The sequence below is a fragment of the Streptomyces sp. NPDC048331 genome, from assembly GCF_043201215.1.
In the GTDB taxonomy this organism is placed as follows: domain Bacteria; phylum Actinomycetota; class Actinomycetes; order Streptomycetales; family Streptomycetaceae; genus Streptomyces.
Map to the genome: position 1 here is coordinate 94250 of NZ_JBICYT010000019.1, position 26482 is coordinate 120731.

25 protein-coding genes and 3 tRNA genes are annotated in these 26482 nt (G+C 72.9%); 17 read left to right on the forward strand and 11 right to left on the reverse strand.

Features of this window, described 5'->3' with window-relative positions:
• The first annotated feature begins 166 nt into the window (after positions 1-166).
• The 3 genes from ACGFYY_RS25760 (at position 167) to ACGFYY_RS25770 (ending at position 3467) form a co-directional block, all read left to right on the forward strand.
• Positions 167-1204 (forward strand): rod shape-determining protein, encoded by a 1038-nt coding sequence (locus tag ACGFYY_RS25760; protein ID WP_030757608.1) that lies wholly within the window; start codon positions 167-169, stop codon positions 1202-1204.
• Positions 1201-2853, forward strand: coding sequence for a GAF domain-containing protein (locus ACGFYY_RS25765; RefSeq protein ID WP_393712778.1), 1653 nt, complete (start codon positions 1201-1203; stop codon positions 2851-2853). The genes ACGFYY_RS25760 and ACGFYY_RS25765 overlap by 4 nt, the downstream gene beginning before the upstream one ends.
• Positions 2854-2921: 68 nt before the next feature.
• Positions 2922-3467, forward strand: a complete 546-nt coding sequence (locus ACGFYY_RS25770) for a GNAT family N-acetyltransferase (protein ID WP_393712780.1) — start codon at positions 2922-2924, stop codon at positions 3465-3467.
• 36 nt (positions 3468-3503) lie between these two features.
• Here ACGFYY_RS25770 and ACGFYY_RS25775 read toward each other — a convergent pair whose 3' ends face one another.
• Positions 3504-3944, reverse strand: a complete 441-nt coding sequence (locus ACGFYY_RS25775; protein WP_365266531.1) for an Lrp/AsnC family transcriptional regulator — start codon at positions 3942-3944, stop codon at positions 3504-3506.
• 69 nt (positions 3945-4013) lie between these two features.
• On the opposite strand from ACGFYY_RS25775, the gene ACGFYY_RS25780 reads away from it, so the two are divergent.
• The 4 genes from ACGFYY_RS25780 to ACGFYY_RS25795 all read left to right on the forward strand — a co-directional run bounded on the left by ACGFYY_RS25780 (position 4014) and on the right by ACGFYY_RS25795 (position 7336).
• Positions 4014-4742, forward strand: a complete 729-nt coding sequence (locus tag ACGFYY_RS25780; RefSeq protein WP_393712783.1) for a LysE family transporter — start codon at positions 4014-4016, stop codon at positions 4740-4742.
• 75 nt (positions 4743-4817) lie between these two features.
• Positions 4818-5330 carry a hypothetical protein gene (locus ACGFYY_RS25785; protein ID WP_393712878.1) on the forward strand — a complete coding sequence of 171 codons (513 nt, stop codon included), beginning with the start codon at positions 4818-4820 and terminating at the stop codon, positions 5328-5330.
• Between the two features lie 200 nt (positions 5331-5530).
• Positions 5531-6871 (forward strand): carboxyl transferase domain-containing protein, encoded by a 1341-nt coding sequence (locus ACGFYY_RS25790; RefSeq protein WP_393712786.1) that lies wholly within the window; start codon positions 5531-5533, stop codon positions 6869-6871.
• Between the two features lie 165 nt (positions 6872-7036).
• Complete coding sequence (locus ACGFYY_RS25795) at positions 7037-7336, forward strand: DUF6506 family protein (protein ID WP_393712788.1); 300 nt, start codon at positions 7037-7039, stop codon at positions 7334-7336.
• A gap of 139 nt (positions 7337-7475) precedes the next feature.
• On the opposite strand, the gene ACGFYY_RS25800 is transcribed toward ACGFYY_RS25795, so the two are convergent.
• Complete coding sequence (locus ACGFYY_RS25800; protein ID WP_393712790.1) at positions 7476-8345, reverse strand: AraC family transcriptional regulator; 870 nt, start codon at positions 8343-8345, stop codon at positions 7476-7478.
• 48 nt (positions 8346-8393) lie between these two features.
• Between ACGFYY_RS25800 and ACGFYY_RS25805 the strand changes: the two genes are divergently transcribed.
• A complete protein-coding gene (locus ACGFYY_RS25805; RefSeq protein WP_393712792.1) occupies positions 8394-8759 on the forward strand; it encodes a cupin domain-containing protein in 366 nt (121 codons plus the stop codon).
• A 17-nt stretch (positions 8760-8776) separates the two neighbouring features.
• Here ACGFYY_RS25805 and ACGFYY_RS25810 read toward each other — a convergent pair whose 3' ends face one another.
• Positions 8777-10039, reverse strand: coding sequence for an MFS transporter (locus ACGFYY_RS25810; protein ID WP_393712795.1), 1263 nt, complete (start codon positions 10037-10039; stop codon positions 8777-8779).
• Between the two features lie 214 nt (positions 10040-10253).
• On the opposite strand from ACGFYY_RS25810, the gene ACGFYY_RS25815 reads away from it, so the two are divergent.
• Complete coding sequence (locus tag ACGFYY_RS25815; protein WP_365266549.1) at positions 10254-11411, forward strand: glutamate--cysteine ligase; 1158 nt, start codon at positions 10254-10256, stop codon at positions 11409-11411.
• Positions 11412-11740: 329 nt separating this feature from the next.
• Here ACGFYY_RS25815 and ACGFYY_RS25820 read toward each other — a convergent pair.
• From ACGFYY_RS25820 to ACGFYY_RS25830, 3 genes are all read right to left on the reverse strand, one after another.
• A tRNA-Ile gene (locus ACGFYY_RS25820) sits at positions 11741-11814 on the reverse strand.
• 190 nt (positions 11815-12004) lie between these two features.
• Positions 12005-12077: transfer RNA gene (locus tag ACGFYY_RS25825), tRNA-Asn, on the reverse strand.
• A 5-nt stretch (positions 12078-12082) separates the two neighbouring features.
• Positions 12083-12155, reverse strand: a tRNA-Asn gene (locus ACGFYY_RS25830).
• Between the two features lie 145 nt (positions 12156-12300).
• Here ACGFYY_RS25830 and ACGFYY_RS25835 point away from each other — a divergent pair.
• The 5 genes from ACGFYY_RS25835 to ACGFYY_RS25855 all read left to right on the forward strand — a co-directional run bounded on the left by ACGFYY_RS25835 (position 12301) and on the right by ACGFYY_RS25855 (position 18550).
• Positions 12301-12606 (forward strand): YtxH domain-containing protein, encoded by a 306-nt coding sequence (locus tag ACGFYY_RS25835; RefSeq protein ID WP_393712797.1) that lies wholly within the window; start codon positions 12301-12303, stop codon positions 12604-12606.
• Positions 12607-12699: 93 nt separating this feature from the next.
• Positions 12700-14148 carry an FGGY family carbohydrate kinase gene (locus ACGFYY_RS25840; RefSeq protein ID WP_393712799.1) on the forward strand — a complete coding sequence of 483 codons (1449 nt, stop codon included), beginning with the start codon at positions 12700-12702 and terminating at the stop codon, positions 14146-14148.
• A gap of 144 nt (positions 14149-14292) precedes the next feature.
• Positions 14293-16026 carry an ABC transporter ATP-binding protein gene (locus ACGFYY_RS25845; protein WP_393712801.1) on the forward strand — a complete coding sequence of 578 codons (1734 nt, stop codon included), beginning with the start codon at positions 14293-14295 and terminating at the stop codon, positions 16024-16026.
• Positions 16023-17945: an ABC transporter ATP-binding protein gene (locus ACGFYY_RS25850; RefSeq protein WP_365266566.1), complete on the forward strand. Its 1923-nt coding sequence runs from the start codon at positions 16023-16025 to the stop codon at positions 17943-17945. Before ACGFYY_RS25845 ends, ACGFYY_RS25850 begins: the two co-directional genes overlap by 4 nt.
• A gap of 89 nt (positions 17946-18034) precedes the next feature.
• On the forward strand, positions 18035-18550 hold the full coding sequence (locus tag ACGFYY_RS25855) for a GNAT family N-acetyltransferase (RefSeq protein WP_365266568.1): 516 nt from the start codon (positions 18035-18037) through the stop codon (positions 18548-18550).
• Between the two features lie 97 nt (positions 18551-18647).
• On the opposite strand, the gene ACGFYY_RS25860 is transcribed toward ACGFYY_RS25855, so the two are convergent.
• On the reverse strand, positions 18648-19694 hold the full coding sequence (locus ACGFYY_RS25860; RefSeq protein ID WP_393712805.1) for an RNA polymerase sigma factor: 1047 nt from the start codon (positions 19692-19694) through the stop codon (positions 18648-18650).
• A 173-nt stretch (positions 19695-19867) separates the two neighbouring features.
• Here ACGFYY_RS25860 and ACGFYY_RS25865 point away from each other — a divergent pair, with 173 nt between their 5' ends.
• From ACGFYY_RS25865 to ACGFYY_RS25875, 3 genes are read left to right on the forward strand one after another with little or no spacing between them, the layout of a single operon-like run.
• Positions 19868-20452, forward strand: a complete 585-nt coding sequence (locus ACGFYY_RS25865) for a hypothetical protein (protein WP_393712807.1) — start codon at positions 19868-19870, stop codon at positions 20450-20452.
• On the forward strand, positions 20449-21414 hold the full coding sequence (locus ACGFYY_RS25870; protein ID WP_393712809.1) for a nucleotidyl transferase AbiEii/AbiGii toxin family protein: 966 nt from the start codon (positions 20449-20451) through the stop codon (positions 21412-21414). Before ACGFYY_RS25865 ends, ACGFYY_RS25870 begins: the two co-directional genes overlap by 4 nt.
• Positions 21411-22391, forward strand: a complete 981-nt coding sequence (locus ACGFYY_RS25875) for a nucleotidyl transferase AbiEii/AbiGii toxin family protein (protein ID WP_393712811.1) — start codon at positions 21411-21413, stop codon at positions 22389-22391. The genes ACGFYY_RS25870 and ACGFYY_RS25875 overlap by 4 nt, the downstream gene beginning before the upstream one ends.
• Here ACGFYY_RS25875 and ACGFYY_RS25880 read toward each other — a convergent pair whose 3' ends face one another.
• The 4 genes from ACGFYY_RS25880 to ACGFYY_RS25895 all read right to left on the reverse strand — a co-directional run bounded on the left by ACGFYY_RS25880 (position 22392) and on the right by ACGFYY_RS25895 (position 26286).
• A complete protein-coding gene (locus ACGFYY_RS25880; protein WP_393712813.1) occupies positions 22392-24548 on the reverse strand; it encodes a molybdopterin oxidoreductase family protein in 2157 nt (718 codons plus the stop codon). It abuts the gene before it with no gap.
• 46 nt (positions 24549-24594) lie between these two features.
• Positions 24595-24954 (reverse strand): hypothetical protein, encoded by a 360-nt coding sequence (locus tag ACGFYY_RS25885; protein ID WP_365266577.1) that lies wholly within the window; start codon positions 24952-24954, stop codon positions 24595-24597.
• Between the two features lie 151 nt (positions 24955-25105).
• Positions 25106-25540 carry an SDR family oxidoreductase gene (locus ACGFYY_RS25890; protein ID WP_393712815.1) on the reverse strand — a complete coding sequence of 145 codons (435 nt, stop codon included), beginning with the start codon at positions 25538-25540 and terminating at the stop codon, positions 25106-25108.
• Between the two features lie 29 nt (positions 25541-25569).
• Positions 25570-26286 (reverse strand): vancomycin high temperature exclusion protein, encoded by a 717-nt coding sequence (locus ACGFYY_RS25895; protein WP_393712817.1) that lies wholly within the window; start codon positions 26284-26286, stop codon positions 25570-25572.
• Positions 26287-26482 lie beyond the last annotated feature (196 nt).

A 26482-nucleotide genomic window follows, 5' to 3' on the forward strand; every position in this document is an offset into this window, starting at 1 on the left:
GCATGGTGCTGCCTGTCGGTACAGAAATCCACCCCCATGCAGCCGCGACGCACCCCCCGGCCGGAGCATCTCAACGGGGCACGAGACCGAATTGCCCGCGATGATATGAAAAGTGACCGACATTTCCGTCGGTCCTCTTGCGTCAGCGCTCTCGGGAGGATCTGCCGTGACCGTCAGTCTTGAGCAGTTGCGCCGCTGCCACGTCGCCGTCGACCTGGGGGCGGCAAGGACCCGCGTGTACGTCAAGGGCGCCGGCCTCGTGGTCGACGAACCCAGCGTCGCCGCGGTCAACACGCGCACCGGCGCACTCATCGCCGTCGGCTCCTTCGCCGAACGGATGACCGGCCGCACACCCGACTACATCCGGGTCGTCCGCCCCGTCTCCGGCGGCACCGTCGTCGACATCGAGATGGCCCAGCGGATGCTGCGTCACCTCCTCGGCGAGAAACTGCGGCGCGCCCTGCGGCGCAAGCCGCGACTGCGGGCCGCCGCCTGCACCCCGCACGACGCGGACCCGCTCGCCCAGCGGGCCACCGTGGAGACCCTCGTCGGACTCGGCGCCCGGCGTGTCGAACTGGTCGACACCCTGATCGCGGCGGCCGTCGGCTGCGGACTCCCCGTGGAGCAGCCGACCGCGACGATGATCATGGTGTGCGGGGCCGCGGCCACCCAGGTGGCCGTCCTCTCCCTGGGCTCCATCGTCACCGCCCAGCGGATCCCGGTCGGCGGCGAGGCCATCGACCACGCGGTCGTCCAGCACCTGCGCCACGCGCACGAGCTGATGCTGCCCAGCCAGGCCGTCCGGCCGCTGCAACTTGCCCTCCACGGCAACGGCCTCACCGTCGGCGGCCCCGCCTCCACCCTGATCCACGGCCGCGACGTGGCCACCGGCCTCGCCCGCTCCGTGCAGGTCGACACCGCCGCCGTCCGGGACGCCATCTACACCCCGCTGACCGCCGTTCTCGACGGCATCGGCAAGGTGCTGCGGGACTGCCCGCCGGACCTGGTCGCCGATCTGACGGACCGGGGGATCATGATGGTGGGCGGCAGCGCCCTGCTGCCGGGCCTGGACCAGATGCTGCGGGACGCCACCGGAATGCCCGTCGCCATCGCGGAACGGCCGGACGTGTGCGCCGTGCTCGGTCTCGGCGCGATGCTCGAAGGGAAGATCGCCCCGATGGTCCTCAACCCGCTGGCCGAATGAGGTCCCAGGAACCGAGGGAAGCCGACAGGCCCGACCGGCTGGACCGGTCCCACCGGCCCGACCGGTCCAGCCGGTCCAGCCGGTCCGACAAGGAGAGCGCGGAGCCCGACGAGGAGACGGCGAGCCTTCCGGTGCTGCTGGAAGCCGTCCTCGACGTCGGGTCCGAGCTCGAACTGCACGCCACCCTCCAACACATCGTGGACTCGGCGACCGAGCTGTGCTCGGCCCGGTACGGAGCGCTCGGGGTCGTCGACCCCGAGCGCGTCCTGCTGACCCAGCTGTTCACGGCAGGACTCACCGAGCAGGAGCGCGCCGCGATCCCGCACCTGCCGGACGCGCGCTCCGGCGTCCTCGGAGCCCTCGTCAGCGATCCGCGCCCGCTGCTCCTGGACGACGTCACCCAGGACCCGCGGGCCACCGGCTTCCCGCCGGGCCACCCACCCATGCACGGCCTCCTGGGTGTGCCGATCCGGGTGCACACGGAGGTCTTCGGCAGCCTCTACCTCACCGAGAAGCGGGGCGGCGCCCCCTTCACGGACGAGGACCTCGCCCTGCTCCGCGTGCTGGCCTCGCAGGCGGGCATAGCGATCGGCAACGCCCGGCTCTACGAGACCGCGCGCCGCCGGGAGCGCTGGATCGACGGCGCCGCCGCCGTGACCACGGCCCTGCTCGCCGGACGCCCGGCCGCGGACGCCCTGATGTGCGTGGCCGAACGGGCGCGGCTGCTGGCGGACGCCGCGGCCGGGGTCGTCCTCCAGCCGACCCCCGAGGGCGGCATGGAGATCGTGGCCGCCTCCACGCAGGGCGACCCGGGGGACCTGTTGGGGACGGCGATCGCCCCCGGTTCGCCGGTGCTCGTACAACTCCTGGGCGGCGAGCCCGTCTTCATCGACGACTCGGCGACGGATCCCCGGATGACCACGCACGTACGGGAGCGGTTCGGGCCGTCCATGATGCTCCCGCTGCAGAGCGGCGGCCAGCTGATCGGCACCCTGGCCCTGCCCCGCGAACGGGGCGGCCCCGCGTACGACGCGGTGGACCGGCTGCTCGCCTCGCAGTTCGCCTCCCAGGCCGCGCTGGCCCTCGTACTGGCGGACGCCCAGCACGACCGGGAGCAACTGGCGGTGTACGAGGACCGCGACCGGATCGCGCGGGACCTGCACGACCTCGTGGTCCAGCGGCTCTTCGCCACCGAGATGATGCTGGAGAGCACCCGGCGGCGGGCCGCGAACGCCCCGTCGGGGGACACCGTGGGCGACGAGCTCAGCCGGGCCGTGGACGAGCTGGACTCCACCATCCAGGAGGTCCGGACCGCCATCTTCGCCCTCCAGCAGCCGCCGACCGACGCCCCGACGACCTTCCGGGGTCGGGTGCTACGTGAGACGGGCGGCGCGGCGGTCGTCCTCGGCTTCCAGCCGTCGGTGCACTTCACGGGCGCGGTGGACACCCTGCTGCCTGATCGGGTGGCGGTCGACCTGCTCGGGGCCCTGCGCGGCGCCCTGGCCGCGGCGCACCGGCGCGGCGAGATCACCTTCATCGACGTACAGGTGGACGCGAGCCCGTCCCGGGTCCGCCTGACGGTGGCGGACGACGGCCGTACGGAATCGGGTGCGCGGGGCACGACGATGACGTGGGAGTCGGCACTGTAGTCGCCGCGGCGGCATCGGGATCGCCCGGTCGTGGACCTCCGATCGGCGGGCCGTGTTTCCATGATCGGATGAATCGCGAGAGTGCTCAGGTCCTCGACGGCGACCCGGTCCGGCTCGTCCGGCGCCGGACGGAAGCCGACCTCGCCGCGTGCGTCCGCGTGCTCGCCGAGGTCCACGAGCGGAACGGCTACCCGGTGAACTGGCCGGACCACCCACAAGGCTGGCTGTCCGGGCCGGCGCTGCTCGTGGCCTGGGTGGCGGAGCTGGACGGGCGGATCGTCGGTCACATCGGCCTCTCCCGCGGCGAGGCCGACGATGCCGCGCCCGCGCTGTGGAGCGGCCGCGAGGGCGTGAGCACTGCCGCGGCGGCCGTGGTCGGCCGCCTGTTCGTCGCTCCGGCCGCACGAGGCCAGGGGATCGGCGCACTCCTGATGGACCGGGTGGTACGGGAGGCGCGGGAGCGCGGTCTGCATCCCGTGCTCGACGTCGTGGCCTCGGACGCCTCGGCGGTGGCCCTGTACGAGCGCCTGGGCTGGGAGCGGTTGGCCACGGTCGAGCAGCGGTGGAGCCCGGAGCGGACGGTGACCGTGCACTGCTACGCGGCAGCCGGGTGACTGGACGCCTCCCCCGTCCCCGGCGCCACCTCCTCCTCAGGACCGATCCGGTCGGGTGGCCGCGCGCAACGCGATCCGGGTGTTGGACTGGGCCACCCCCGCCTCCCGTTTCATCCGGCGGAGCAGCCCGTCGAGGGCGGCGGGATCGGCGGCCCGGGCGCGTACGAGGTAGTCGTGCTCGCCCGTCACGTGCACGACCTCGGTGATCCCGGAGAGCTTGGCGACCTGCCGCTCGAACTCCTCGTTGGTGGTGTCCTGGCGCAGGGTGACGTCGATGAAGACGACGAGCCCGCCGGCGGTGTCGGCGGCCGGGTCCACGATCGTGGTGAAGCCGCGGATCACCCCTTCGCGACGCATCCGTCGCACCCGGTCGGCGGTGGCGTTGGCGCTGAGGCCGACGCGGACGCCCAGGTCCCGGTACGAGATCCGCGCATCCTGCTGCAGGATGCCGAGGATTTCCCTGTCGAGGCGGTCCATACCGCGATTCTCGCAGCCGAGCCCGGTATTCGCGCTCATCTCCCGACGGCCCGGCCCGACGCTCGCCCCATGAACGAACTGATGTCTCCGACGCTGGCGGGCGCGGCCGCGGGCCTCGGCGTGGCGATGCCCATGGGGGCGATGAGCGTGCTGCTGCTCCAGGAGGCTATGCGCGACCGCCGCACGGCCGTGGCCGCGGCCGCGGGAATCGCGGCGGTCGACCTCGGCTACGCGGCCCTCGCCACCGCGCTGGGGCCCTGGGTGGCCTCCCACATCTCCCCGGTGGAGGCCTGGGTCCGGCTGGCCTCGGCGGTGATCCTGCTGGTCATCGCGGCGCACGGCCTGGCCGGAGCCCGCCGGCCCGGAGCCGGACCCGACTCCGGCTCCGGCTCCGGCGCGGTCCTGGGCCAGGACACGGTCGCCGCCACCGCGCCCACTGCCGCGCCCGGCGCCCGGGTAGGGGTAGGGGCCGACTCCGGGCAGGCGGGCGTGTTCGTGCGGGCGCGGCCCGGGAAGGCCTTCGCCCGGTACGTCGGCCTGACCGCCCTCAACCCCACCACCGCCCTCTACTTCGCCGCGCTCACCACCGCGCAGGGCGCCGCCCTGGGCGCCGGAACGGCCGGAGCCGCGTTCCTCCTCGGCGTCGGCGCCGCCTCACTCCTCTGGCAGCTGGCCCTCGTGGTACTCGGCTCCCTCGCCGGGACCCGGATCCCGGACCGCGCCCGCGTCTGGACCTTCCGCCTCGGCTACGGCCTGGTCGCCGCGTACGCCGTGAAGATCGCCCTCCCGCTCCCGTGACCGGCCGGCCGGCCGGCCCCCGGCCGAGGGGGTTTGCCCCCTGCTCCCTCGGCGGCGAGACTCGGTCCCGTGGACATGGGGATCTCCGGTTTCGAGCCGTCCTTCCTGGTCGGGATCGAGGCGGTCCGGCAGGCGCACGGCGCCCGGTTGGCCGCGCTCGTCGGCCGACGGCTGACGGGGTTCGCCCTGGTGCGGTTCGCCGAGGACGGTGACTGGTACGCGGACTGCCCGGTGGTGCTCGACTTCGACGGCACCCGGGTCGAGGTCTGCCACACGAAGTTCGACGAACTCTCGATCGGCTGGGGCACCATCGTGACCACGGAGGTGATCACGGGCTGGGACGAGTCCGGGCTGACGCCCGAGTGGTCGCACCGTGACGCGCGCCTCGAACCGTTCGTCGGCCAGCAGCTTCGCGACCTCGCGCTGATCGAGTGGCGGCCGGAGGGCCGTGACCTGGCGGCGGGAACCCTGGCGGTGGAGTTCGTCTTCGACGCCGGCCGCCTGCGCATCGCCAACGCGCTCGACGAGAACGGCATCGAGACGGGCCCGGCCCGACAGGCCCACCTGCGGCACGGCCCCGAACGCTGACCGACGACGTCCGGATCCGGCGCCGGGCCCGCCACGGCACCACCGCGTCCAAGTACTGTCACCTGTACACGACTTCGACGACCGCCGACCGACGACCGACGACCGCCGATCGACGACCGACGACCGCCGATCGACGACCGCCGAGCGACGACCGCCGACCCGCCGACCCGCCGACCCGCCGACCCGACCTGGGGTGCCCCGTGACGACCCGCCTCTCGGCCCGCGAGGCCATCGCCGCCGTGACCGACCCCGACAGCTTCACCGAACTCCCCGCTCCCCTGCGGGTGTCCCCCGCCGACGGCCCCCTGGAGTGGACCGGCTACGACGGTTCCCGGGCCCGCGCCGCCGAGCGCACCGGCGAGCAGGAGTCCGTGGTCACCGGCACCGCCCGGGTGGGTGGGCACGAAGCCACCGTCATCTCCTTCGAGTTCGGCTTCCTGGGCGGCTCGCTGGGGCAGCGCACCGGGGACCGGCTCGAAGCCGCGTACGCCCATGCCCGTCGGCACCGCCTCCCCCTCGTCTCGCTCATCGCCACCGGCGGCTCCCGGATGCAGGAGGGCATGCTCGCGCTCACCCAGCTCCAGCGCGTGGCCCGCCAGTGCGTCCTGACCCGGGCCGCCGGGCTCCCCCAGCTCGCCGTCCTGCGCGATCCGACCACGGGCGGCGGCTGGGCCACCCTCGGGGCCGGGGCCGACGTCGTCCTCGCGCTCCCCGGGGCCCAGGTCGGCTTCGCCGGGTCGCGGGTGCGGCCGCCGGACGCGGACCCCGCGGCCTACAGCGCCGAGGGCCAGTACGCCGCGGGTCACGTGGACGCGGTCGTCCCCGCCGCCCACCTGCCGGGCACCCTCGCGCACTGGCTCCGCGTCCTCGCCGCGCCCCGCTCCGGCGGTCCGGTCGAGCCGCCGGCCGCACTGGCCGACGTAGCGCCACTGCGGACCGGCTGGGACGCCGTCCTGCAGGCCCGGCACCCCGACCGGCCGCACGCCACCGCGTACCTGGACGCGTACTTCGAACTCCGGCTGCACCTCTCCGGGGACCGGGCGGGCGGCACCGACCCCGGCATGCTGTGCGGATTCGGGCTGCGCGAGGGCCGCGCCGTCGCCTACGCCGCCCAGTGCGGCACCGCCACCCGCCCGGCCGGCTACCGTACGGCCGCCCGCGTCATCCGGCTCGCGGACCGGCTCGGCGTCCCGGTGCTCACCCTGGTGGACACCCCGGGCGCGGCCAACGACGCCGCCGCCGAACACGCGGGCGCGGGCGCGGCCATCGCCGACACCTTCGCGGCGCTGGCCGAGGCCACCGTGCCGGTCACCACCCTGCTGATCGGCGAGGGCGGCTCGGGCGGCGCCCTCGCCCTGGCCGCTCCCGGGAACACCTGGGTCACCCCGGACAGCTACTTCTCGGTGATCGCCCCGGAACTGGCGGCGGCCATCCTCAAGCGCCCCCCGGAAGCCGCCCCCGCCACGGCGGACCAACTCCGCATCCGCCCCCAGGACCTGGTCGCCCTGGGCATCGCCCGCGGCATCGTGAGCCCCGAATAGGGCCTGTCTTTCGGATCAGGTGCGGGTGGGCCGTGTCGTGGTGCTCGGACGGTGCGGGCATCCGGAGTGCGGCGCAGATCACTCACGGATCGTCTCCGATCCAGACCGTTCCCGCCCTCACTCTGCTTGGCTGGTGGCTCTGATGATCACAGGAGGTCGAGACGTATGGCGCTCACGCACTGGGGGTTCATCTACACGGCGGACGGCAGCGCGGCCGGTGGCGACGTCACCATCGTGGACACCGGTACGTGCCGCAGTGTGTTCGTCGGGGTGGAGAAGCCCGAGGAGAGCATCGAGGCCGCGCGCCGCCTGGTGGGTGAGGGCGTGCAACTGATCGAACTGTGCGGGGGTTTCGGGCCGGTATGGGCCGGGCGTGTCATCGAGGCGATCGACGGCGCGGTCCCCGTGGGCACGGTGGGCTATGGGCCCGAAGCGGTCGATCAGGTGCACGCGATCTTCTCCTGACGGGTGCCGGCTCCTTCACTCCGCCAGGGACCGGAGCCGGAGCCGGATCGCTGCGCCGTCGCGGCGTCCGCCGACCCGGCCCTCGCGAGAACCGCCGGATCGAAGCCCACGGATCTTCCACCCGGCCGTCATGACGCGGTCAGCCCCGGTGTCGTCCTCCAGCGTCTTCGGTCCACGACCGGCCGGATCGGGCGAATCGCGCCGGGCTGATCCCGACATGCCGCCCGAAGTGCCGTGTCAGGTGCGCCTGGTCGTAGAACCCGGCCGCCACCGCCGCCTCGGCCGGCCGCACCCCCGCGAGCAGCAGCCGCCGGGCGAGGGCCACCCGCCGCGCGGTCAGGTACGCGTGCGGCGGCAGCCCGTACGCCGCCGTGAAGCTCCGGATCAGGTGCGTGGAATGCGGGTACCCGAGCTCGGCCGCGGCCTCCTCCAGGGAGATCCCCTCGGGTACCCGCGCGTCGAGCAGCTCGCGCAGCCGTACGGCGACCCGCGCGCCCGGCGCCGCCACCGGCCCCGAACCCCGCCCCGGCCGCCCGTCTGCCGTACGCCCCGCCAGCCGGTGATGGAGCCGCTCCTGTACGAAGGCCAGGCGCGACTGGGCCTCGAAGGGGTCCCGCTCCGCGAGGGCCAGGTGCAGCCCGTGCACCCGATCGCGGAGCGCGGGGTCGGCGAGCAGCGGGGAGTCGACGGCGGCTCCCGTCAGCCGCTCCGGGAGCACCGAGGTCTCCAGGTACAGCACCCGCTTGCGGAAGCCCGTCTCGGTCACGGTCCGCCCGTCGTGGCTCACCCCGGGCGGCAGCAGGATCACCCGGTCGGACACCCCGACGCCGTGCCGTTCCCCGTCGAGGGCGAAGTCCACCCGCCCGCCGTCGAGGATCATCAGCGCCCAGGTGTCGTGCACATGGGCCGGGTACGCGTGCTCGGTGAAACGGGCGTGGAAGACCTCGGCGATACCGGGCACCGACGGCTGCCAGGCGGAAACGGTGCTGCGCGGACGTATCGCGGCCATGTCAGGAACGTACAAGACCGCCCGCGGGCACGGCGGCAGGCTGTCCGCATGACGACGACACGCAAGATCGACATCGCCGAGAAGCTGGCCGGTTTCTCCGAGCGGTGGGCCCCCCGACGCATCGCCCGCGTCAACGACTACGAGGTCAAGGTCGCCCGACTCCAGGGCGAGTTCATCTGGCACACCCACGAGGACACCGACGAGCTCTTCCTGGTGGTCGGCGGCACGTTGACGATCCACCTGCGCGACGGCGACGTGGTCCTGGGCCCCGGCCAGATGTACGTGGTCCCGCGCGGGGTCGAGCACTGCCCGGCGGCGGCCGAGGAGGCCCAGATCCTGCTCTTCGAGCCGGCCGGCACCACCAACACCGGCTCCGCGGGCGGCGACCGCACCCGGGAGCCCGTGGACGCGTAACCGAGGGACGGGGCGCGTCAGGCCTGCGGGGAGCGGGCGTCGTACCGGGCGAAGTTCCGCCACCGGAGCGCGAGCAGCCCCAGCACCAGTACGCAGGCCAGCCCGCCGCCCGTGACGGCCACACTCGGGGAGATCAGATCGGCGGTGGTCCCGGCGAGGAAGTCGCCGAGCCGGGGCCCGCCCGCGACGACGATGATGAAGACGCCCTGCAAGCGGCCCCGCATGTCGTCGGGGGTGGCGGCCTGGAGCATGGTCGTGCGGAACACCATCGAGGCGGTGTCCGCGTACCCGGCGAGGGCCAGGAAGAACATGCCGAGCCACAGGTTCCGGGTGAGCCCGAACGCCGCGACGGCCAACCCCCACCCGGCGACGGCGAGCAGGATCGCCAGCCCGTGCCGGCGGATGCGGCCCTGCCAGCCGGAGAACAGCCCGCCGAGCAGCGCCCCGGCGGCCATGGCGGCGACCAGCAGGCCGACCGTTCCGGGGCCGCCGCCGTACCAGAGCACGGCGATGGCCGGGAACAGCGCCTTGGGCTGGGCGAGCACCATGGCGGCCAGGTCGGAGAAGAAGGTCATCCGGATGTTCGGCCGGGTCCCGAGGAAGCGCAGTCCGTCGAGGACGGAGGCCCGGCCCCGCGCGCCCTCGGCCCGGTCGGGCTTCATCGGCGGCAGCTTCCACATCGCGTAGAGCGCGGCGCTGAAGGTGACGGCGTCGATCAGGTAGGCCGTCTCGTAGCCCGCGACGGTGACGATGAACCCGCCGAGGGCCGGGCCGACCATCGACCCGAAGGTCATGGTCACGGAGTTCAGGGCATTGGCGGCGGGCAACTGCTCGGCCGGCAGCAGCCTCGGGATCATGGCGGACCGGGCCGGTCCGGTGAGCGCCCCGCAGACCGCCTGGAGTGCGACGACGGCGTACAGGAACCAGACGCGGTGGTAGTCGAGCAGCGCGGCCGCGGCGAGCACGATCGACAGCGCGGCAGCCGCCAGCGAGCTGTAGAGGCCGAGCTTGCGCCGGTCCACGGTGTCGGCGATCGCACCGCCGTAGAGGCCGAAGACGACGAGCGGGACGAGTGAGAAGAGCCCGACGAGGCCGACCGAGAAGCTGGACCGGGTGATGTCGTAGACCTGGAGCGAGATCGCCAGGACGGTCATCGCCTGACCGACCCAGGAGATGGTTCCGCCGAACCACAGCCGCCGGTAGTCGGCGGACACGTTGAGCGGGGTGAGGTCGGCGAATATTCGCTGCCAGAGCTGGGGTGGGGCGGTCGTCCGGGTCACAGCGGATGATAACCACCGCCCGTCCGCCGCCCTCCGGGATTTTCGGCCCCTTCGCACACCGGCAACAGTCGCCACACGCGGCTCCGGCCTCCCGACCTGGGTGGCGTATTGCCGGTAACCCGCCACTATCACCGGACATTTGACCGAATCGGCGTGCGCTCCCCGCCTCGTGTTCGGCTCATGATGAAAAGACTCGTATGTCCAGGGAGGCGTAGTGATCGAACCTGGCAACAGCACCACGAGCACCGGCACGACGCAGAACACGGTGCGCACCACCGTCCCCCTCACCGTCGGTGTCGAGGAGGAGTACCTGCTCGTCGACGCCCACAGCTTCCGGGTGGTCCCCGCCGCCCCGCTGGTCCTGGCGACGGCCGGCGGGCTGCCCGGCGAGCTCCACCCCGAGGGCACCCGCTACCAGGTGGAGATATCCACCCCGATAGCCCACTCGGCGGCCTCGCTGCGCGTCGAGCTCGCCGCCCTGCGGCGCACCGTCGGCCGGGCCGCCCGCGCCCACGGCTGCCGGCTGCTGGCCGCCCCCTCGCCGGTCGTCGCCGTGGAGGGGCCGCTGCATCTGACCGACGACGAGCCGCGCCAGCGCGAGCAGCACCGCCGCTTCGGCGCGCTCACCGACACGTTGGTCAGCTGCGGCCGTCACATCCACATCGGCACGCTCGACGTGGACACGGCGGTGGCCGTGTCCAACCGGATCAGACCCTGGCTGCCCACGCTGATCGCGCTGGCCGCCAACTCGCCGTTCTGGGGCGGCCGTGACACCGGTCATGCCAGTTGGCGGGCGATGGCCTGGTCCGGCTGGCCCTCGGCGGGCCTGCCGCCGCACTTCACGTCCACGGCGCACTTCCGGCGCTCGGTGCAGACCCTGCTCGGCTCCGGGGCGGCCCTGGACACCAAGATGGTCTATTGGGACCTCCGCCCCTCCGGGCACTGGCCGACGCTCGAGATCCGGGCGCCGGACATGTCCCCGGACATCGACTCGGCCATCCTGCAGGCCGAACTGGCCCGCGCCCTCGTCTCCACGGCGCTGCGCGAGATCGCGGAGCGTCGCCCCGAACCGGCCGTACGGGACGACGTGCTGCGCCTCGCGCGCTGGCGGGCGGCCCACGACGGCTTGGAGGGCTTCGGCCTCGACCCGTACACGGGGACGGAACTCCCGGCGGCGGACCTCGCGGAGGCCCTGCTGGACCTGATCGCCCCGGAACTGGCCGCCGCCGGCGACCTCGACCACGCCGCCAAGACCATGGCGGGCCTCCTACGCGACGGCTCGGGCGCCCACCGCCAGCGGGTGGCGTTCGCCCGCCGCCAGGACCTGACGGACGTCCTGCGCCATCTCACGGACGAAACGGAGGACTTCTGACCGGGCGGAACCCTGGGTCCGTCGACGCCGCAGGTGCGATCCTTCCGCACCTGCGGCCATCACCGCGACACCGAGGGCGGGCCGGGCGGACCCCGCACGCCGCGGCGGCGAACCGAATCCCGGTGCGGTCGTTCTGCCGGGTTCCCACCGTGAGCGGATGGATGCCATACCGCCTGAGCCCCGCCTGTTCGCGAACCGATGGCCCGAAGGGACCGGGCCGGAGGGCCGGCCGATCCAGCGGGACCGTTGCACCTGCTTCGACCAGTACCGGACGCCCCCGGAAACGCCGAAGCCGCAGGTGCGATCGTTTCTGCACCTGCGGCTTGCAGTGGGGCGGGTGGGACTCGAACCCACGGCCGACGGATTATGAGTCCGCTGCTCTAACCGGCTGAGCTACCGCCCCTTCACGGCGTGGCGCGTACACGTGTGCGCGCCGTCTGCCGCAGCATAGCCGCTCATACGATCTCCTGCCTCGGATGCCTCGCATGATCGGCTTCGCCTGTTCAGAGAGACCGCGCTGAGGGCTGTCCGGTTCCCGGACGGGGCCACAAAGAAAAGAAGAGGACCCCTCGGGGTCCTCTTCTTCTTCCTTGCTCCCCCGGCTGGACTCGAACCAGCAACCCTCCGGTTAACAGCCGAATGCTCTGCCAATTGAGCTACAGGGGACCGCGCTCCCCCGACTGGACTCGAACCAGTAACCTGCCGGTTAACAGCCGGCTGCTCTGCCAATTGAGCTACAGGGGATTGCTGCGGTGCATCGAACAGCCCACCTCCGGCGTTGCCGGGGGGCGAGTGCCCGTTGCGAGTCATAGATTAGCGCAAGCAGGGGGGTGCTCCGCCAATCGGTATCGACAGCGGGCCGGGCACCACACGACGAAGGGTGACAGCCATGCGGTACAAGGTCACGTTCGTGGTCGGACTGGCCCTCGGGTACGTGCTCGGAACCCGGGCCGGACGCGAGCGCTACGAGCAGCTACGGAAGTCCGCCCGCCAGATCGCGCAGAACCCGGCGCTGCGCAACGCCGCCGAGACCGCGGGCCAGACCGGGCGCGAGTTCGCCGGGAAGGCCTTCACCGCGGTGGGCCAGAAGGTCGGCGACGCCGTTCCGGACTCGCTCGCCGGGCGGGTACGGGGCCTGCGCGACCGGGTCGGCGGCGGCGCCGGCGAGGACGACTGGGGCACGAGCAACACCTGATCGACATCACACCCCTGGGGCCCGCGGGATCCATGAGGTTCCGGGGGCTCCGGACCGGTCGCGTCCGGCCCCGCGTGCGGCAGAATTCACCGCATGGGGATAGTCGCCGGGCTGGACAGCTCTTCCGCGTTCACACGCATCGTCGTCTGTGACACCGAGACCGGCGCCGTGCTGCGCCAGGGGTACGCACCCCATCCGCAGCCCACGGGTGAACCGGACGGTGCGAATCCGCACGAGACCGACCCGCAGGCCTGGCTGCTCTCGCTCGGCGAGGCCGCCGGCGGCGGGCTCCTCGAAGGTGTCCAGGCCATAGGAGTCTCCGCGCAGCAGCACGGGCTGCTGCCGCTGGACCCGCAGGGCGCCCTGGTGCGTCCCGCCCTCGTCGGCAACGACAAGCGCGGCCAGGTCGTGGCCGCCGACCTCATCGACGCCTTCGGCGGCCGGCACCGCTGGGTCGAGGCGGTGGGCTCGGTCCCGCACTCCGCGCAGCCGATCGCGAAGCTGGCCTGGCTGGCCCGCAACGAGCCCGAGGCCGCCCGCCGGATCGCCGTGCTGATGTCCCCGCACGACTGGCTCGTCTGGCAGCTGCTGGGCCGCCCCGCCCGGCGGACCACCGACCGCGGCGGCGCCTCCGGCACCGGCTACTGGTCGGCGGCCACCGGAACCTGGCGCCCCGACCTGGTCGAGCTGGCGCTGGGCCACCGGGCGCTGCTGCCCGAGGTGCTCGGCCCGTCCGACGCCGCCGGGACGACCCCCGAGGGGCTGTTGATCTCGGCCGGTACCGGCGAGACGATGGCCGCCGCGCTCGGGCTGGGGCTGGGCCCCGGCGACGCGGTGGTCTCGCTGGGTGCCTCCGGGTCGGTGATGGCGGTGCACCACGAGGCGGTGTCGGAGCCGGGCGGGCTGGTCACCTCGCTGGCCGACGCCGGCGGCATGCACCTGCCCGTGGTGAACACCTCCAACGCCGTACGGGCCCTGCGCGGCACCGCCGAGCTGCTCGGCACCGATCTGGAGGGGCTGTCCGAGCTCGCGCTGAAGTCGACGCCGGGCGCGCACGGCCTCGTACTCCTGCCGTACCTGGAGGGTGAGCGGACCCCGAACCTGCCGCACGCCGCCGGCACCCTGTCCGGGCTGCGTCGGGACTCGATGAAGCCGGAGCACCTGGCCCGGGCCGCCTTCGAGGGCATGCTGTGCGGGCTGGTGGACGCGCTGGACGTGCTGCGCTCCCGCGGGGTCGAGATCCGGCGGGTGTTCCTGCTGGGCGCGGCGGCCGAGCTGCCCGCCGTGCAGGCCGCGGCTCCCGGGCTGTTCGGCACGCAGGTCGTCGTACCGGCGCCGGCCGACTACGCGGCGCTGGGCGCGGCGCGCCAGGCCGCCTGGGCGCTCGGTGTGGCGCAGGGCACGTCGGCCCCGCACACCCCGCCGGTCTGGCCGGCTCCGTCGGCCCAGATCTTCGAGCCGGGCGAGGAGTTCCCGGCATGGCAGGGGGTCCGCCAGCAGTACATCGCCACGCGCGAGCAGATCCACCCCGGGGCGTTCTAGGGGTGTCTTGCCGGACACCGCCTACGTCGCGAGTCGGGGCGGGCTGGTCCTTTTGACCGGCCTTTGCGAAATCCGGTGGGGATCACAGGGCCGGTTGGCCCAAGATGGATCGACCCCCTCGATCGTGCCGACCGGAGCCTGCGCGTGCTCATACGACTTCTGCGGACCCATCTGGGTACGTACCGGAAACCCATCGCGGTGCTGGTCCTGCTGCAACTGCTGCAGACCAGCGCCAGCCTCTACCTGCCCACACTCAACGCCGACATCATCGACAACGGTGTCGTCAACGGCGACACCGGCTACATCCTGCGCTTCGGCGCGCTGATGCTCGGCGTCTCCCTCGTCCAGCTCGTCTGCAACGTCGGAGCCGTCTACTACGGCGCCCGTACGGCCGCGGCCTTCGGCCGGGACCTGCGCGCCGCGATCTTCGACCGCGTGCAGAGCTTCTCGGCGCGGGAGCTGGGCCAGTTCGGCGCCCCGTCGCTGATCACCCGTACGACGAACGACGTCCAGCAGGTCCAGATGCTGGTGCTGATGACCTTCACCCTGATGGTCTCGGCCCCGATCATGTGCGTCGGCGGTATCGCCATGGCGCTGTCGCTCGACGTGAAGCTGTCGGGCGTGCTGCTCGCCGTGGTCCCGGTGCTCGGGATCGCCGTCGGCGCGATCGTCTTCCGGACGCGGCCGCTGTTCCGCCGGATGCAGGTGCGCCTGGACACCGTGAACCGGGTCCTGCGCGAGCAGATCACCGGCAACCGGGTGATCCGCGCCTTCGTCCGCGACGACTACGAGAAGGACCGCTTCCGGGAGGCCAACGCCGACCTGACCGGCGTCTCGCTGGCCGCCGGCAAGCTCCTGGCGTACATGTTCCCCACGGTCATCGTGGTCGTGAACATCTCCAGCGTCGCCGTGATCTGGTTCGGCGCCATGCGCGTCGACAGCGGCGGCATGGAGATCGGCCAGTTGACGGCCTTCCTCGCCTACCTGATGCAGATCGTCATGGCCGTGATGATGGCCACCTTCATGTTCATGATGGTGCCGCGCGCCGAGGTCTGCGGCGAGCGCATCCAGGAGGTCCTGGACACCGAGTCCAGCGTGGTCCCGCCCAAGGACCCGGTGCGCGAACTCGCCCGCCGCGGGCTCCTGGAGCTGCGCGGCGCCGACTTCGGCTACCCGGGCGCCGAGGCCCCGGTGCTGCGCGGGGTGGACCTGGTGGCCCGCCCCGGTGAGACCACGGCGGTGATCGGCTCCACCGGAAGCGGCAAGTCCACGCTGCTGGGCCTGGTCCCGCGGCTCTTCGACGCGACCGGCGGCGAGGTCCTCGTCGACGGGGAGAACGTCCGCGCACTCGACCCGGACCTGCTGGCCAGGACGGTCGGCATGGTGCCGCAGAAGCCGTACCTGTTCTCCGGGACCATCGCCTCCAACCTGCGCTACGGGCGCCCGGAGGCGAGCGACGAAGAACTCTGGCGGGCGCTGGAGGTGGCCCAGGCCACCGAGTTCGTCTCCGCGTTGGAGGGCGGCCTGGACGCCCCCATCAGCCAGGGCGGAACCAATGTCTCCGGCGGCCAGCGCCAGCGTCTGGCCATCGCCCGCGCGCTCGTGCAGCGCCCGGAGATCTACCTCTTCGACGACTCGTTCTCGGCCCTGGACTACGCGACGGACGCGGCGCTGCGCGCGGCGCTCGCCCGCGAGACCGAGGACGCGACCGTGGTCATCGTCGCCCAGCGGGTCTCCACGATCCGGGACGCCGACCGGATCATCGTCCTGGACGAGGGCCAGGTCGTGGGTGAGGGACGCCATCACGAACTGATGGCCGACAACGAGACCTACCGGGAGATCGTGCTCTCCCAGCTGACGGAGGCGGAGGCCGCATGAGCGGGCCCGGAGGACGGATGATGATGGGGCCGGCGCAGCGGTCCATGGACTTCAAGGGTTCGGGCAAGCGGCTGCTGCGACAGCTCGCGTACGACCGGGCCAAGATCTGGGGCATGGTCGCGGCCGTCGTCGGCAGTGTCGGCTGCGCGGTGGTCGGCCCGAAGATCCTCGGTGAGGCCACCGACCTGGTGTTCGCGGGGATCGTCGGCCGTGAGATGCCGGCCGGGATCACCAAGGAGCAGGCGCTGGACGGCCTGCGCGCCCGGGGCCAGGACGGCATGGCCGACATGCTCGCCGGCACCGACTTCACCCCCGGGCAGGGCATCGACTTCGGCGCCGTCGGGGTCGTCGCGATCTGGGCGCTGGTGGTCTTCACCCTGGCCGGCCTGCTGATGCTGGTCGCGACGAGGCTGTCGAACCACGTCATGAACGGCACGGTCTACCGGATGCGCGAGGAGCTCCAGGCGAAGCTGTCGCGGCTGCCGCTGTCGTACTTCGACCAGCAGAAGCGCGGCGAGGTGCTCAGCCGGGCCACGAACGACATCGACAACATCGGCCAGACGATCCAGCAGACGATGGGCCAGCTGCTGAACTCGCTGCTGACCATCGTCGGCGTGCTCGTGATGATGTTCTGGATCTCGCCGCTGTTGGCGCTGGTCGCGCTGGTGACCGTTCCGCTGTCGGTCTTCGTCGCCGCGAAGATCGGCAAGAAGTCGCAGCCGCAGTTCGTGGCGCAGTGGAAGGCGACCGGCGCGCTCAACGCCCACATCGAGGAGATGTACTCGGGCCACAGCGTGGTCAAGGTCTTCGGCCGGCAGCGGGAGTCCGCGGCCGTCTTCGCCGAGCAGAACGAGGCGCTGTACCGGGCCTCCTTCAAGGCGCAGCTGGTCAGCGGCATCATGCAGCCGGTGATGTTCTTCATCTCGAACATCAACTACGTGCTGATAGCCGTCGTCGGCGGGCTCCGGGTCGCCTCCGGCACCCTGTCGATCGGTGATGTGCAGGCCTTCATCCAGTACTCGCGGCAGTTCTCGATGCCGCTGACGCAGGTCGCCTCGATGGCGAACCTCGTGCAGTCCGGTGTCGCCTCGGCGGAGCGGGTGTACGAGCTGCTGGACGCGCCGGAGCAGGAGCCGGACGCGGAGGTTCCGGAGCGGCCGGAGGAGCTGCGCGGTCAGGTCACCTTCGACAAGGTGGCCTTCCGCTACGAGCCCGACAAGCCGCTGATCGAGAACCTCTCGCTCACGGTGGAGCCGGGCCACACGGTCGCGATCGTCGGCCCGACGGGCGCCGGCAAGACCACGCTGGTCAATCTGCTGATGCGGTTCTACGAGGTCACGGGCGGGGAGATCGCCCTCGACGGGGTGGACATCGCGAAGATGACCCGCGAGGAACTACGCGACGGCATCGGCATGGTGCTCCAGGACACCTGGCTGTTCGGCGGCACCATCGCTGAGAACATCGCCTACGGTGCTTCGCGCGCGGTCACGCGCGCCGAGGTCGAGGAGGCGGCGCGGGCCGCCCACGCGGACCGTTTCATCCGCACCCTGCCGGACGGCTACGACACCGTGCTGGACGACGAGGGCGCGGGCGTCAGCGCGGGCGAGAAGCAGCTGATCACCATCGCCCGGGCGTTCCTGTCGGAGCCGGTGATCCTGGTGCTCGACGAGGCGACGAGCTCGGTGGACACCCGTACCGAGGTGCTGATCCAGAAGGCGATGGCACGCCTCGCGCGGGGCCGTACGTCCTTCGTGATCGCGCACCGGCTCTCCACGATCCGCGACGCGGACGTGATCCTGGTGATGGAGAGCGGATCGATCGTGGAACAGGGCACGCACGAGGAGCTGCTGGCCTCGGGCGGCGCGTACGCCCGGCTGTACGAGGCGCAGTTCGCGCAGGCGGTGGCCGAGGTCGACTAGGACAACGGTCCCGTGCGTCGCGCGGCGGAGGGGCACTCGGGTACGGGACACGTACGCGGGTGCCCCTTCGCCGTCGTTAGCATGACGGCATGGCATCGGACGTGGTGATACGCCCCGCGCGGGCGGCGGATGAGCGCGCGATACTGGAGCTGTTCCGTGCGACGTGGTCACGTGTGAGTGAACCGGGCCCCGAGCGCCCGGCGGACGCGGCCGTCTTCGACGAGCGGCACCCAGTGGAGAGCTACCTCGTCGCGGAACGCGGGGAGCGGGTCGTCGGGTACATCGCCCAGGCTCCGGCCAGTCCCCTCGACACCAACCGGCATGTCCGTCACATCCAGGGCTTGGCGGTCCTCGCATCCGCCCGGGGCGCCGGGGTCGGGCAGGCCCTCGTCGAGGCGGCCTGCGCCGCCGCGCGGGCCGGTGGTGCCCGCAGGATGAACCTGCGCGTGCTCGGCCACAACGAGCCGGCGCGGCAGCTGTACCGGCGGTGCGGCTTCGCGGTGGTGGGCGTGCTGCCCGAGGAGTTCCTGCTGGACGGGCTCTACGTCGACGACGTCTGGATGAGCCGGAGCCTGTCGGACCCGCACGAGCCCGAGCAGCCGTAGCCGTGGCCGCGGGCGTAGCGGTGTCCGTCGGCGCGGGCAGCGGAGCGGGGGCGCCTGGCGGGGCGCCCCCTTTTCCGGTGGTCCGGTGCCGGTGCCGTCAGTCCAGGTAGCCGCGGAGCTGGTCCGCGAAGGCGTGGTCGCGCAGTTTGTTGAGGGTCTTGGACTCGATCTGGCGGATCCGCTCGCGCGTCACGCCGAAGATCCGTCCGATCTCCTCCAGGGTGCGGGGCCGCCCGTCGGCGAGGCCGTACCGCAGCTGCACCACCTTGCGTTCGCGCTCACCGAGGGTGGACAGCACCGCTTCCAGGTGCTCGCGCAGCAGGAAGAAGGCGGCCGACTCCACGGGCGAGGCCGCGTCCCCGTCCTCGATGAGGTCGCCGAGCGCGACGTCGTCCTCCTCGCCCACCGGGGCGTGCAGGGAGACCGGTTCCTGGGCGAGGCGGAGCACTTCCAGGACCCGCTCCGGGGTCAACTCCAGGTGGACGGCCACCTCTTCGGCCGTCGGCTCGTACCCGCGCTCCTGGAGCATCCGGCGCTGCACGCGGACGACCCGGTTGATCAGTTCGACGACGTGGACGGGTACGCGGATGGTCCGGGCCTGGTCGGCGAGGGCCCGGGACATCGCCTGCCGGATCCACCAGGTGGCATAGGTGGAGAACTTGTACCCGCGGGCGTAGTCGAATTTCTCCACGGCCCGGATCAGCCCGAGGTTCCCCTCCTGCACGAGGTCGAGCATGGTGAGCCCGCGGCCCACGTACCGCTTGGCGACCGAGACGACGAGCCGCAGGTTCGACTCGATCAGTCGGCGTTTGGCCATCCGCCCCATGACGACGAGCTTGTCGAGATCGAGGGCGAGCTGGGAGTCGAGGTCGGGGGTGTTCCCGAGCTTCTCCTCGGCGAACAGGCCGGCTTCGACGCGGCGCGCGAGGTCCACCTCCTCGGCGGCGGTGAGCAGCGGGATCCTGCCTATCTCGCGGAGGTACTGCCGGAACAGGTCGGCGGACGGGCCCGCTCCGCCGTCGCCGCTGCCGCGCCTGCGCGGCACGGGCACCGGCTCGATCAGCTCCAGTACCTCGGGCTCTTCGTCCACGGCCTTGGCCTCCGAGGACTCGCTCACGTTCACGGTCAGGGTCCGGGTCTGCACGGGGGCGACCTCCAGGGCTCCGAGGACGGGGGCACCGCACCTCAGTGTGGGGTACGACACATCGCGGCCACGAGGGGCGTGCGAGCACTTTCTGAGTCCGCTGCGTGACCGATGGTTACCCCCCGCCGGGAACCCCGATGCGGATCGGACGCATGTCCGAGATGATCGGCTCCATGTCTGAGTACGAAACCCACGTGACGGTGCGCTGCGCGGACGCGGCGGAGCTGGCGCGGCTCGACGCCTGGGCCGGCGCGCGGGAGTTGAAGGTGACCCACATCGTGCTGGCGCGGGGGCGAATGGTGTCGCAGCCGATGCTGACCCTGCGGGACCGCACGGGTCACGAGCGGCTGGTGCCGCGGCTGCGGGCGGCCGGCTTCGACCCGGTCCGGGTCAAGGTGGAGACGGTCCCGTGGACCACGGACCGACCGGGCCCGGGCGGCGGCTACTTCGAGCACCACCTGAAACTGCTGCTGCCGGCGGACTTCGACCGCGGGGCCCTGGAGGCCCTGGTCGTCCCGCACGGCGCCCACCTGTCGTGGAACGCTCGCCGGATCCTGTCCGGGGGCACGCACGACCGGTTCGTGACCCAGCGGTGGCGCGGCACGGCGGCGGAGGCGGGGGCGGCCTGTGACGCGCTGGTCGCCGCGCTCGGCTCGGCCGGGTACGAGATCCGCTCGCAGGAGCGGGAGTTCGTGCTGTACGACAGCGACCTGTCGGTGGACGACGGGTGGATCACCGAGGAGGGGACGGCCGCGTGAGCGGGAAGGACGTCGAGGCGAGGGGCAATGCCGAGTGGCGGCGCCGGCAGTTCGAGTTGCCGGGCACGTCGACGGCCGGGCTGAGCACGCCGGGCCGACAGGAGGACCGGGTCTTCGACCCCGCGCTCAAGCACTTCGCCTCCGGCTACCGGGTGCTCGACACGATCGTCGACCCCGCGCTGCGGCCGGCCTGGCGGGCCGCCCGACGCGGCGCGCTCGACGTGGTCGCGCGCGGGGTCGCCCGGTCCGGGTGGGCGGATTCTCTGGTGCTGCGCGGCAGCATGCTCATGGCCGGGTGGTTCGGGGCGGCGGCACGGGAGCCGCACGACCTGGACTTCGTGGTCGTCCCACAGGACTGGAACATCGACGATCCGCGTACGGAACGGCTGCTGACGGCCGTCGCGGATGCCGTGGAGCGGGTCGCCGCCGAGGAGGGCGAGCTGGTCGTACCGGCCGGCGGGGCGGTGTCCGAGGACATCTGGACGTACGAACGCGTGCCGGGCCGGCGGCTGGTCCTGCCCTGGTCGGCGCCGGGGCTACCGGGCGGCCAGGTACAACTGGACTTCGTCTTCAACGAGCCGCTGCCGATGGCGTCGGAGCCGGCCGAGGTGGCCGGGGTGGTGCTGCCCGCGGCCACCCGGGAGCTCTCCCTGGCGTGGAAGCTGATGTGGCTGGCCGGTGACCTGTACCCGCAGGGCAAGGACCTGTACGACGCGGTCCTGCTCGCGGAGGACTGCGTCCTGCCGTATCCGCTGCTGGAGGAGGTGTTCCGGCTGTCCGGGGAGTGGGAGGTCGGGGGCGGGGTTCATGTGCCGCCGACCCCGGACACGTTCGAGCGGTTCGAGGGCACCGACTGGGCGGCCTTCGTCCAGGAGTACCCGGGCCTCGACTGCTCCGGGCGCCGCTACGAGGACCGGATGCTGGCCCTGCTGGAGAAGACCTTCGAGGAGGGCGCGCGATGAGCTCGTGGCGGAAGTTCGGCATCGACAGCACGCACCTGCCGAGCGAGCCCTTGGACGAGGAGACGCGCGCGGCCCGGCACCTGCCGCGGACGCTGCGTCCGGTGGTCGGGGACGACGTGCGGCAGCGGGCGGTCTTCGACCCGTCGTTGCGGCACAACTTCCGGGGCTACCGGGCCGGTGACCCGGTCTTCGACGACCCGGAGCGGACGGTCGCCTGGGTACGGGCGCGGCGGGCGGCGATGGACGCGGTCCTGTCGGCGGTCGCGGAGTCCGAGTGGGCGGGCTCGCTGGTGCTGCGGGGCAGCGCGCTGCTCGCGGACCGGTTCGGGGAGCGGGCGCGGGAGCCCGGCGACCTGGACTTCGTGGTGGTCCCCGAGACCTGGCGGATGGAGGACGGCCGGACCGACCGGATGCTGGACGGCATCGCGGCGGCGGCCGACGGACGGGCCGGGATCAAGGCCTCGGGGGCGGTGTCGGAGGAGATCTGGACGTACGACCGGGTGCCGGGGCGGCGCATGGTGCTGCCGTGGTCCGTGCCCGGCCTGCCGGACGGGCAGGTCCAGCTGGACTTCGTCTTCACCGAGCGGCTGCCGGTGGCGCCGGAGCCGACCGAACTCGCCTGCGGGGCGGTGGTCCTCGCCGCGACTCCGGCCTTGTCGCTGGCCTGGAAGGTGCTGTGGCTCATCAGCGACCGGCACCCGCAGGGCAAGGACCTGTACGACGCGGTCCTGCTCGCCGAACGGCACCGGCTGCCGAACGCCCTGCTCCAGGAGGTGTTCCGGCAGGCCGGCGAGGCCCCGCAGCCGAACCGGGACGTGGAGCTCCTCGACATCGTGCACATCGCCCCCGAGGGCTATGTGGGCGCCGAGTGGGAGCACTTCGAGGCGGAGTACCCGGAACTCGCCGCTCCCGGGGAGGAGATGTTCCTGGCCCGGCTGGTCGAGGCCCTGCGTCCGACCTTCACGGACGGCGCCTGATCAGGCCGGCTCGACGCGGACCGCGCACACCTTGAACTCCGGCATGCGGGAGGTGGGGTCCAGGGCCGGATTGGTCAGGGTGTTGGCGCGGCCCTCGCCCGGCCAGTGGAAGGGCATGAAGACCGTGTCCGCCCGGATGGTGTCGGTGATGCGGGCCGGGGCGACGGCGCGGCCGCGCCGGGAGGTCACGGCGAGCGGGCTGCCGTCGACCGCGCCGATCCGGGCGGCGAGCCTCGGGTGGAGTTCCACGAAGGCGCCGGGGGCCGCCGCGTTGAGCTCGTCCACCCGGCGGGTCTGGGCGCCGGACTGGTACTGGGCGACCACCCGGCCGGTGGTGAGCAGCAGCGGGTAGTCCGCGTCGGGGACCTCGGCGGCGTCGCGGTGGGAGACGGGGACGAAGCGGGCCCGGCCGTCGTCGGTGGCGAAGCGGTCCAGGAAGAGGCGCTCGGTTCCCGGGGAGACGCCGGATCCCTCGGATCCCTCGGATCCCTCGGATCCCTCGGGGCTTTCGGACCCCTCGGGGCTTCGGGAGCCCTGGGGGCGCTCGGGGCAGGGCCAGAAGACTCCCTGTTCGGCTTCGATGCGGGCGTAGGTGATGCCCGAGTAGTCCGCGGGGCCGCCGGCCGAGGCGCGGCGCAGTTCCTCGAAGACCTCCTCCGGTTCGGTGGGGAAGCCCTTCTCGACGCCGAGGCGGGCGGCGAGGCCGTGCAGGACGTCCAAGTCGCTGCGGACCCCCGGCGGCGGGGTCAGCGCCCGGCGGCGGAGCAGGACGCGGCCCTCCAGGTTGGTGGTGGTGCCGGTCTCCTCCGCCCACTGGGTGACGGGGAGCACCACGTCCGCGAGGGCGGCGGTCTCGGAGAGGACGACGTCGGCCACGGCGAGGAAGTCCAGGGAGCGGATGCGGTCCTCGACGTGTCCGGCGCGGGGGGCGGACACCACCGGGTTCGAGCCCATCAGGAGGAGGGCCTTCACGTCCGTGCCGAGGGCGTCGAGGAGTTCGTAGGCGCTGCGGCCCGGGCCGGGCAGGCTGTCGGGGTCGACGCCCCAGACCTCGGCGACGTGGGCGCGGGCCGCCGGGTCGGTGAGCTTGCGGTAGCCGGGGAGCTGGTCGGCCTTCTGGCCGTGCTCGCGGCCGCCCTGGCCGTTGCCCTGCCCGGTGAGGCAGCCGTAGCCGGACAGCGGGCGGCCGGCCCGGCCGGTGGCCAGGCACAGGTTGATCCAGGCTCCGACGGTGTCGGTGCCCTTGGACTGCTGCTCGGGCCCGCGGGCGGTGAGGACCATGGCGGATTCCGGGGCGCAGAACATGGCCACGGCCTCGCGGAGCCTGGGGACCGGTATCCCGGTGATGCGCTCGACCAGTTCCGGCCAGTGGGCCATGGCGGCGGCCCTGGCCTCCTCCCAGCCGGTGGTGCGGGTGGCGATGAACTCCTCGTCCGTCCGGCCTTCCGCGACGATCAGGTGCAGCAGGCCGAGCGCGAGGGCGAGGTCGGTACCGGGGCGCGGGGCGAGGTGCAGGTCGGCCTGTTCGGCGGTGCGGGTGCGGCGCGGGTCGATGACGATCAGGGTGCCGCCGTTGGCCTTGAGCTCGGTGAGGTAGCGCAGGGCGGGTGGCATGGTCTCGGCCAGGTTCGAGCCGACGAGGATCACGCAGCCGGTGCGCGGGATGTCCGCCAGGGGGAAGGGCAGCCCGCGGTCGAGGCCGAAGGCCCGCTGGTGGGCGGCGGCGGCCGAGGACATGCAGAAGCGGCCGTTGTAGTCGATCTGCGAGGTGCGCAGGGCGACACGGGCGAACTTGCCGAGCGCGTAGGCCTTCTCGTTGGTGAGCCCGCCGCCGCCGAAGACGCCGACGGCGTCCGGGCCGTGGGTGCGGCCGGTGCGGGCGAGGCCCTCGGCGACGGCGTCGAGGGCCTCCTCCCAGGTGGCCGGCTCCAGCTGCCCGGCGTGGGTGCGGACGAGCGGCCGGGTCAGGCGCACCCGGGAGGAGAGTACGGCGGGGGCGGTGCGGCCCTTGCCGCACAGCGCGCCCCGGTTGACGGGGAAGTCGGCCCGCTCCTCCACCGCCACGGTGGCGCCGCCCGGCTCGGGGCGGAGCCTCATCCCGCACTGCAGGGCGCAGTACGGGCAGTGCGTGTCGGTGGCGGCGTCCGGAGTGTGCATACGGTCCAGCGTGGGTCGGCGGTGTTACGCCGGCGGCCGCCGCACGTTACAAGTCCGGGTGCTCCGCCTCAGCGCCGCCGGACGGCTGCGGTGAGGCCCGGCGCAGCGGTGGGCGGTCGACGAGCTCGACGTACACGATCCGGCCGTGGACGACGTCGAGGTTCAGGAACCCGTTGGTCGGGTCGAGGGCCACCATGCGGTGCCCCGGGCCGTAGGGCGTGCCGGGCGGGTGCGGGTGGGTGGCGAAGCTCTGGCAGAAGTCGTTCCCGCAGCCGCAGTCCTCCAGCAGGCGGAGGTCGTACGCGCAGACGGCGAGCCAGGGCTCCCCTTCCTCCTCCAGCAGCCGCACGAGCTGGGCCGTCAGGTCGGGGAAGACGTCGCGCACGAGGGGTCCGTCCAATTCCACGGGCAGACCGTAGTCCGGCGCCCCGACGGCGGCACGCGAATATCCGCCCGTGCCGCCGAGGGGCGCCGGGGTCGGGGCCTGCGTCAGGGTCGGGGCCTGCGCCGGGGGCGGGGCCTGCGTCAGGGGCGGGGTCGGGGTCGTCGGGGTCGGATCACTGTCCCGTCAGGTACTTCACCGTCAGGCCCGCGGTCCAGCCGCCGTCGACGGCGAGTTCGGCTCCCGTCATGTAGCCGGCGGCGTCGGAGAGCAGGAAGGCGATGGCCGCGGCGATCTCCTCGGGGACGCCGACGCGGCCGAGCGGGGCGCCGGGGTAGTGGCCCTCGCCCGCCTGGATGCCGATCGGGGCGGTCATCGGGGTGAGGGTCATGCCGGGGTGGACGGAGTTGACGCGGATCCTGGCCTCGGCGAGCTCCACCGCGCCGATCTTCGAGAGGCCGCGCACGCCCCACTTGGAGGCCCCGTACCCGGCGGTGAGCGCCAGACCGGTCAGGCCGGCGGCGGAGGAGATGTTGACGATGGACCCGCCGCCGTTCGCGCGCAGCAGCGGGATCGCGGCCTTGATGCTCTCGTACGGACTGACCGGCATATGACTAATCGGTATATCCGGCGGGGCCGTCAGTCTGCCAGAGCGGCCAGGGCCCGCGACACCCCCTCCTCCTTCGGTCCCAGGAAGTGCGGGGCGGGCTTGAAGACCGCGTCCAGCGCCGCCTTGCCCGCCGCGAAGACCTCGCGGGTCTCGCCGTAGTACCAGGTGACGTCGTGCACGTCGGCGACCCCGACGCCGTACGAGTCCAGGCCCGCCGCCTGGCACAGGGCGACGGCGCGGCGGATGTGGAAGCCCTGGGTGACCAGCACGGCCCGCTCCACGCCGAAGATCTCCTTGGCCCGCACGCAGGAATCCCAGGTGTCGAAGCCCGCGTAGTCGCTGACGATCTTCCGGTCCGGCACCCCGTGCGCGGTGAGGTACTTCCGCATCGCGTCGGGTTCGTCGTACTCGGTGCGGCTGTTGTCCCCGGTCACCAGCACGACCTTGACCTTGCCGGTGCGGTACAGCTCGGCGGCGGCGTCGAGCCGGTCGGCGAGGTAGGGGGTCGGCCGGCTCCCCAACAGGCCCGCGCCGAACACCACGGCCACCTCGGCGGCGGGCGCGTCGGCCGTGGTCCGCAGCCGGTCGGCGGCCACCGCGTGCATCCACGCCGAGGGCAGCAGCGCCAGGGCGCAGCCCGCCATGACGGTCTGCACGACCACCCGCCGGGTCCGTACGGCGCGCAGCGCCACCACCGCCCGTCTCCACTCGACTCGCGGCAGGCGCGGCAGGCGCGGTCGGCGCATCTTTCATCCCCAGGTGTCTCGAATGCTTGTCCGCCGGTCAGGACGCGTACCGGCGCCGTGCGGTTCACCCGGCCCCGATCTCCGGCGGGTACGCCACCGGCCGCGCCCGCCCCGAACAGCCGCGCCGACCGGCCTGTGAGCACACGGCAAAAACCCGTCATCCCCGCGCAACGCACCGGCAACCTCCGGCGCGGAG

What these genes read in the sequence shown, in the direction of transcription:
- ACGFYY_RS25875 (WP_393712811.1), top strand. Translation starts at nt 21,411, where the DNA reads ATGAGCTCGTGGCGGAAGTTCGGCATCGACAGCACGCACCTGCCGAGC.
- ACGFYY_RS25880 (WP_393712813.1), bottom strand. Translation starts at nt 24,548, where the DNA reads ATGCACACTCCGGACGCCGCCACCGACACGCACTGCCCGTACTGCGCC.
- ACGFYY_RS25895 (WP_393712817.1), bottom strand. Translation starts at nt 26,286, where the DNA reads ATGCGCCGACCGCGCCTGCCGCGCCTGCCGCGAGTCGAGTGGAGACGG.
- ACGFYY_RS25770 (WP_393712780.1), top strand. Translation starts at nt 2,922, where the DNA reads ATGAATCGCGAGAGTGCTCAGGTCCTCGACGGCGACCCGGTCCGGCTC.
- ACGFYY_RS25765 (WP_393712778.1), top strand. Translation starts at nt 1,201, where the DNA reads ATGAGGTCCCAGGAACCGAGGGAAGCCGACAGGCCCGACCGGCTGGAC.
- ACGFYY_RS25775 (WP_365266531.1), bottom strand. Translation starts at nt 3,944, where the DNA reads ATGGACCGCCTCGACAGGGAAATCCTCGGCATCCTGCAGCAGGATGCG.
- ACGFYY_RS25795 (WP_393712788.1), top strand. Translation starts at nt 7,037, where the DNA reads ATGGCGCTCACGCACTGGGGGTTCATCTACACGGCGGACGGCAGCGCG.
- ACGFYY_RS25800 (WP_393712790.1), bottom strand. Translation starts at nt 8,345, where the DNA reads ATGGCCGCGATACGTCCGCGCAGCACCGTTTCCGCCTGGCAGCCGTCG.
- ACGFYY_RS25865 (WP_393712807.1), top strand. Translation starts at nt 19,868, where the DNA reads ATGTCTGAGTACGAAACCCACGTGACGGTGCGCTGCGCGGACGCGGCG.
- ACGFYY_RS25840 (WP_393712799.1), top strand. Translation starts at nt 12,700, where the DNA reads ATGGGGATAGTCGCCGGGCTGGACAGCTCTTCCGCGTTCACACGCATC.
- ACGFYY_RS25835 (WP_393712797.1), top strand. Translation starts at nt 12,301, where the DNA reads ATGCGGTACAAGGTCACGTTCGTGGTCGGACTGGCCCTCGGGTACGTG.
- ACGFYY_RS25805 (WP_393712792.1), top strand. Translation starts at nt 8,394, where the DNA reads ATGACGACGACACGCAAGATCGACATCGCCGAGAAGCTGGCCGGTTTC.
- ACGFYY_RS25855 (WP_365266568.1), top strand. Translation starts at nt 18,035, where the DNA reads ATGGCATCGGACGTGGTGATACGCCCCGCGCGGGCGGCGGATGAGCGC.
- ACGFYY_RS25890 (WP_393712815.1), bottom strand. Translation starts at nt 25,540, where the DNA reads ATGCCGGTCAGTCCGTACGAGAGCATCAAGGCCGCGATCCCGCTGCTG.
- ACGFYY_RS25850 (WP_365266566.1), top strand. Translation starts at nt 16,023, where the DNA reads ATGAGCGGGCCCGGAGGACGGATGATGATGGGGCCGGCGCAGCGGTCC.
- ACGFYY_RS25785 (WP_393712878.1), top strand. Translation starts at nt 4,818, where the DNA reads ATGGGGATCTCCGGTTTCGAGCCGTCCTTCCTGGTCGGGATCGAGGCG.
- ACGFYY_RS25780 (WP_393712783.1), top strand. Translation starts at nt 4,014, where the DNA reads ATGAACGAACTGATGTCTCCGACGCTGGCGGGCGCGGCCGCGGGCCTC.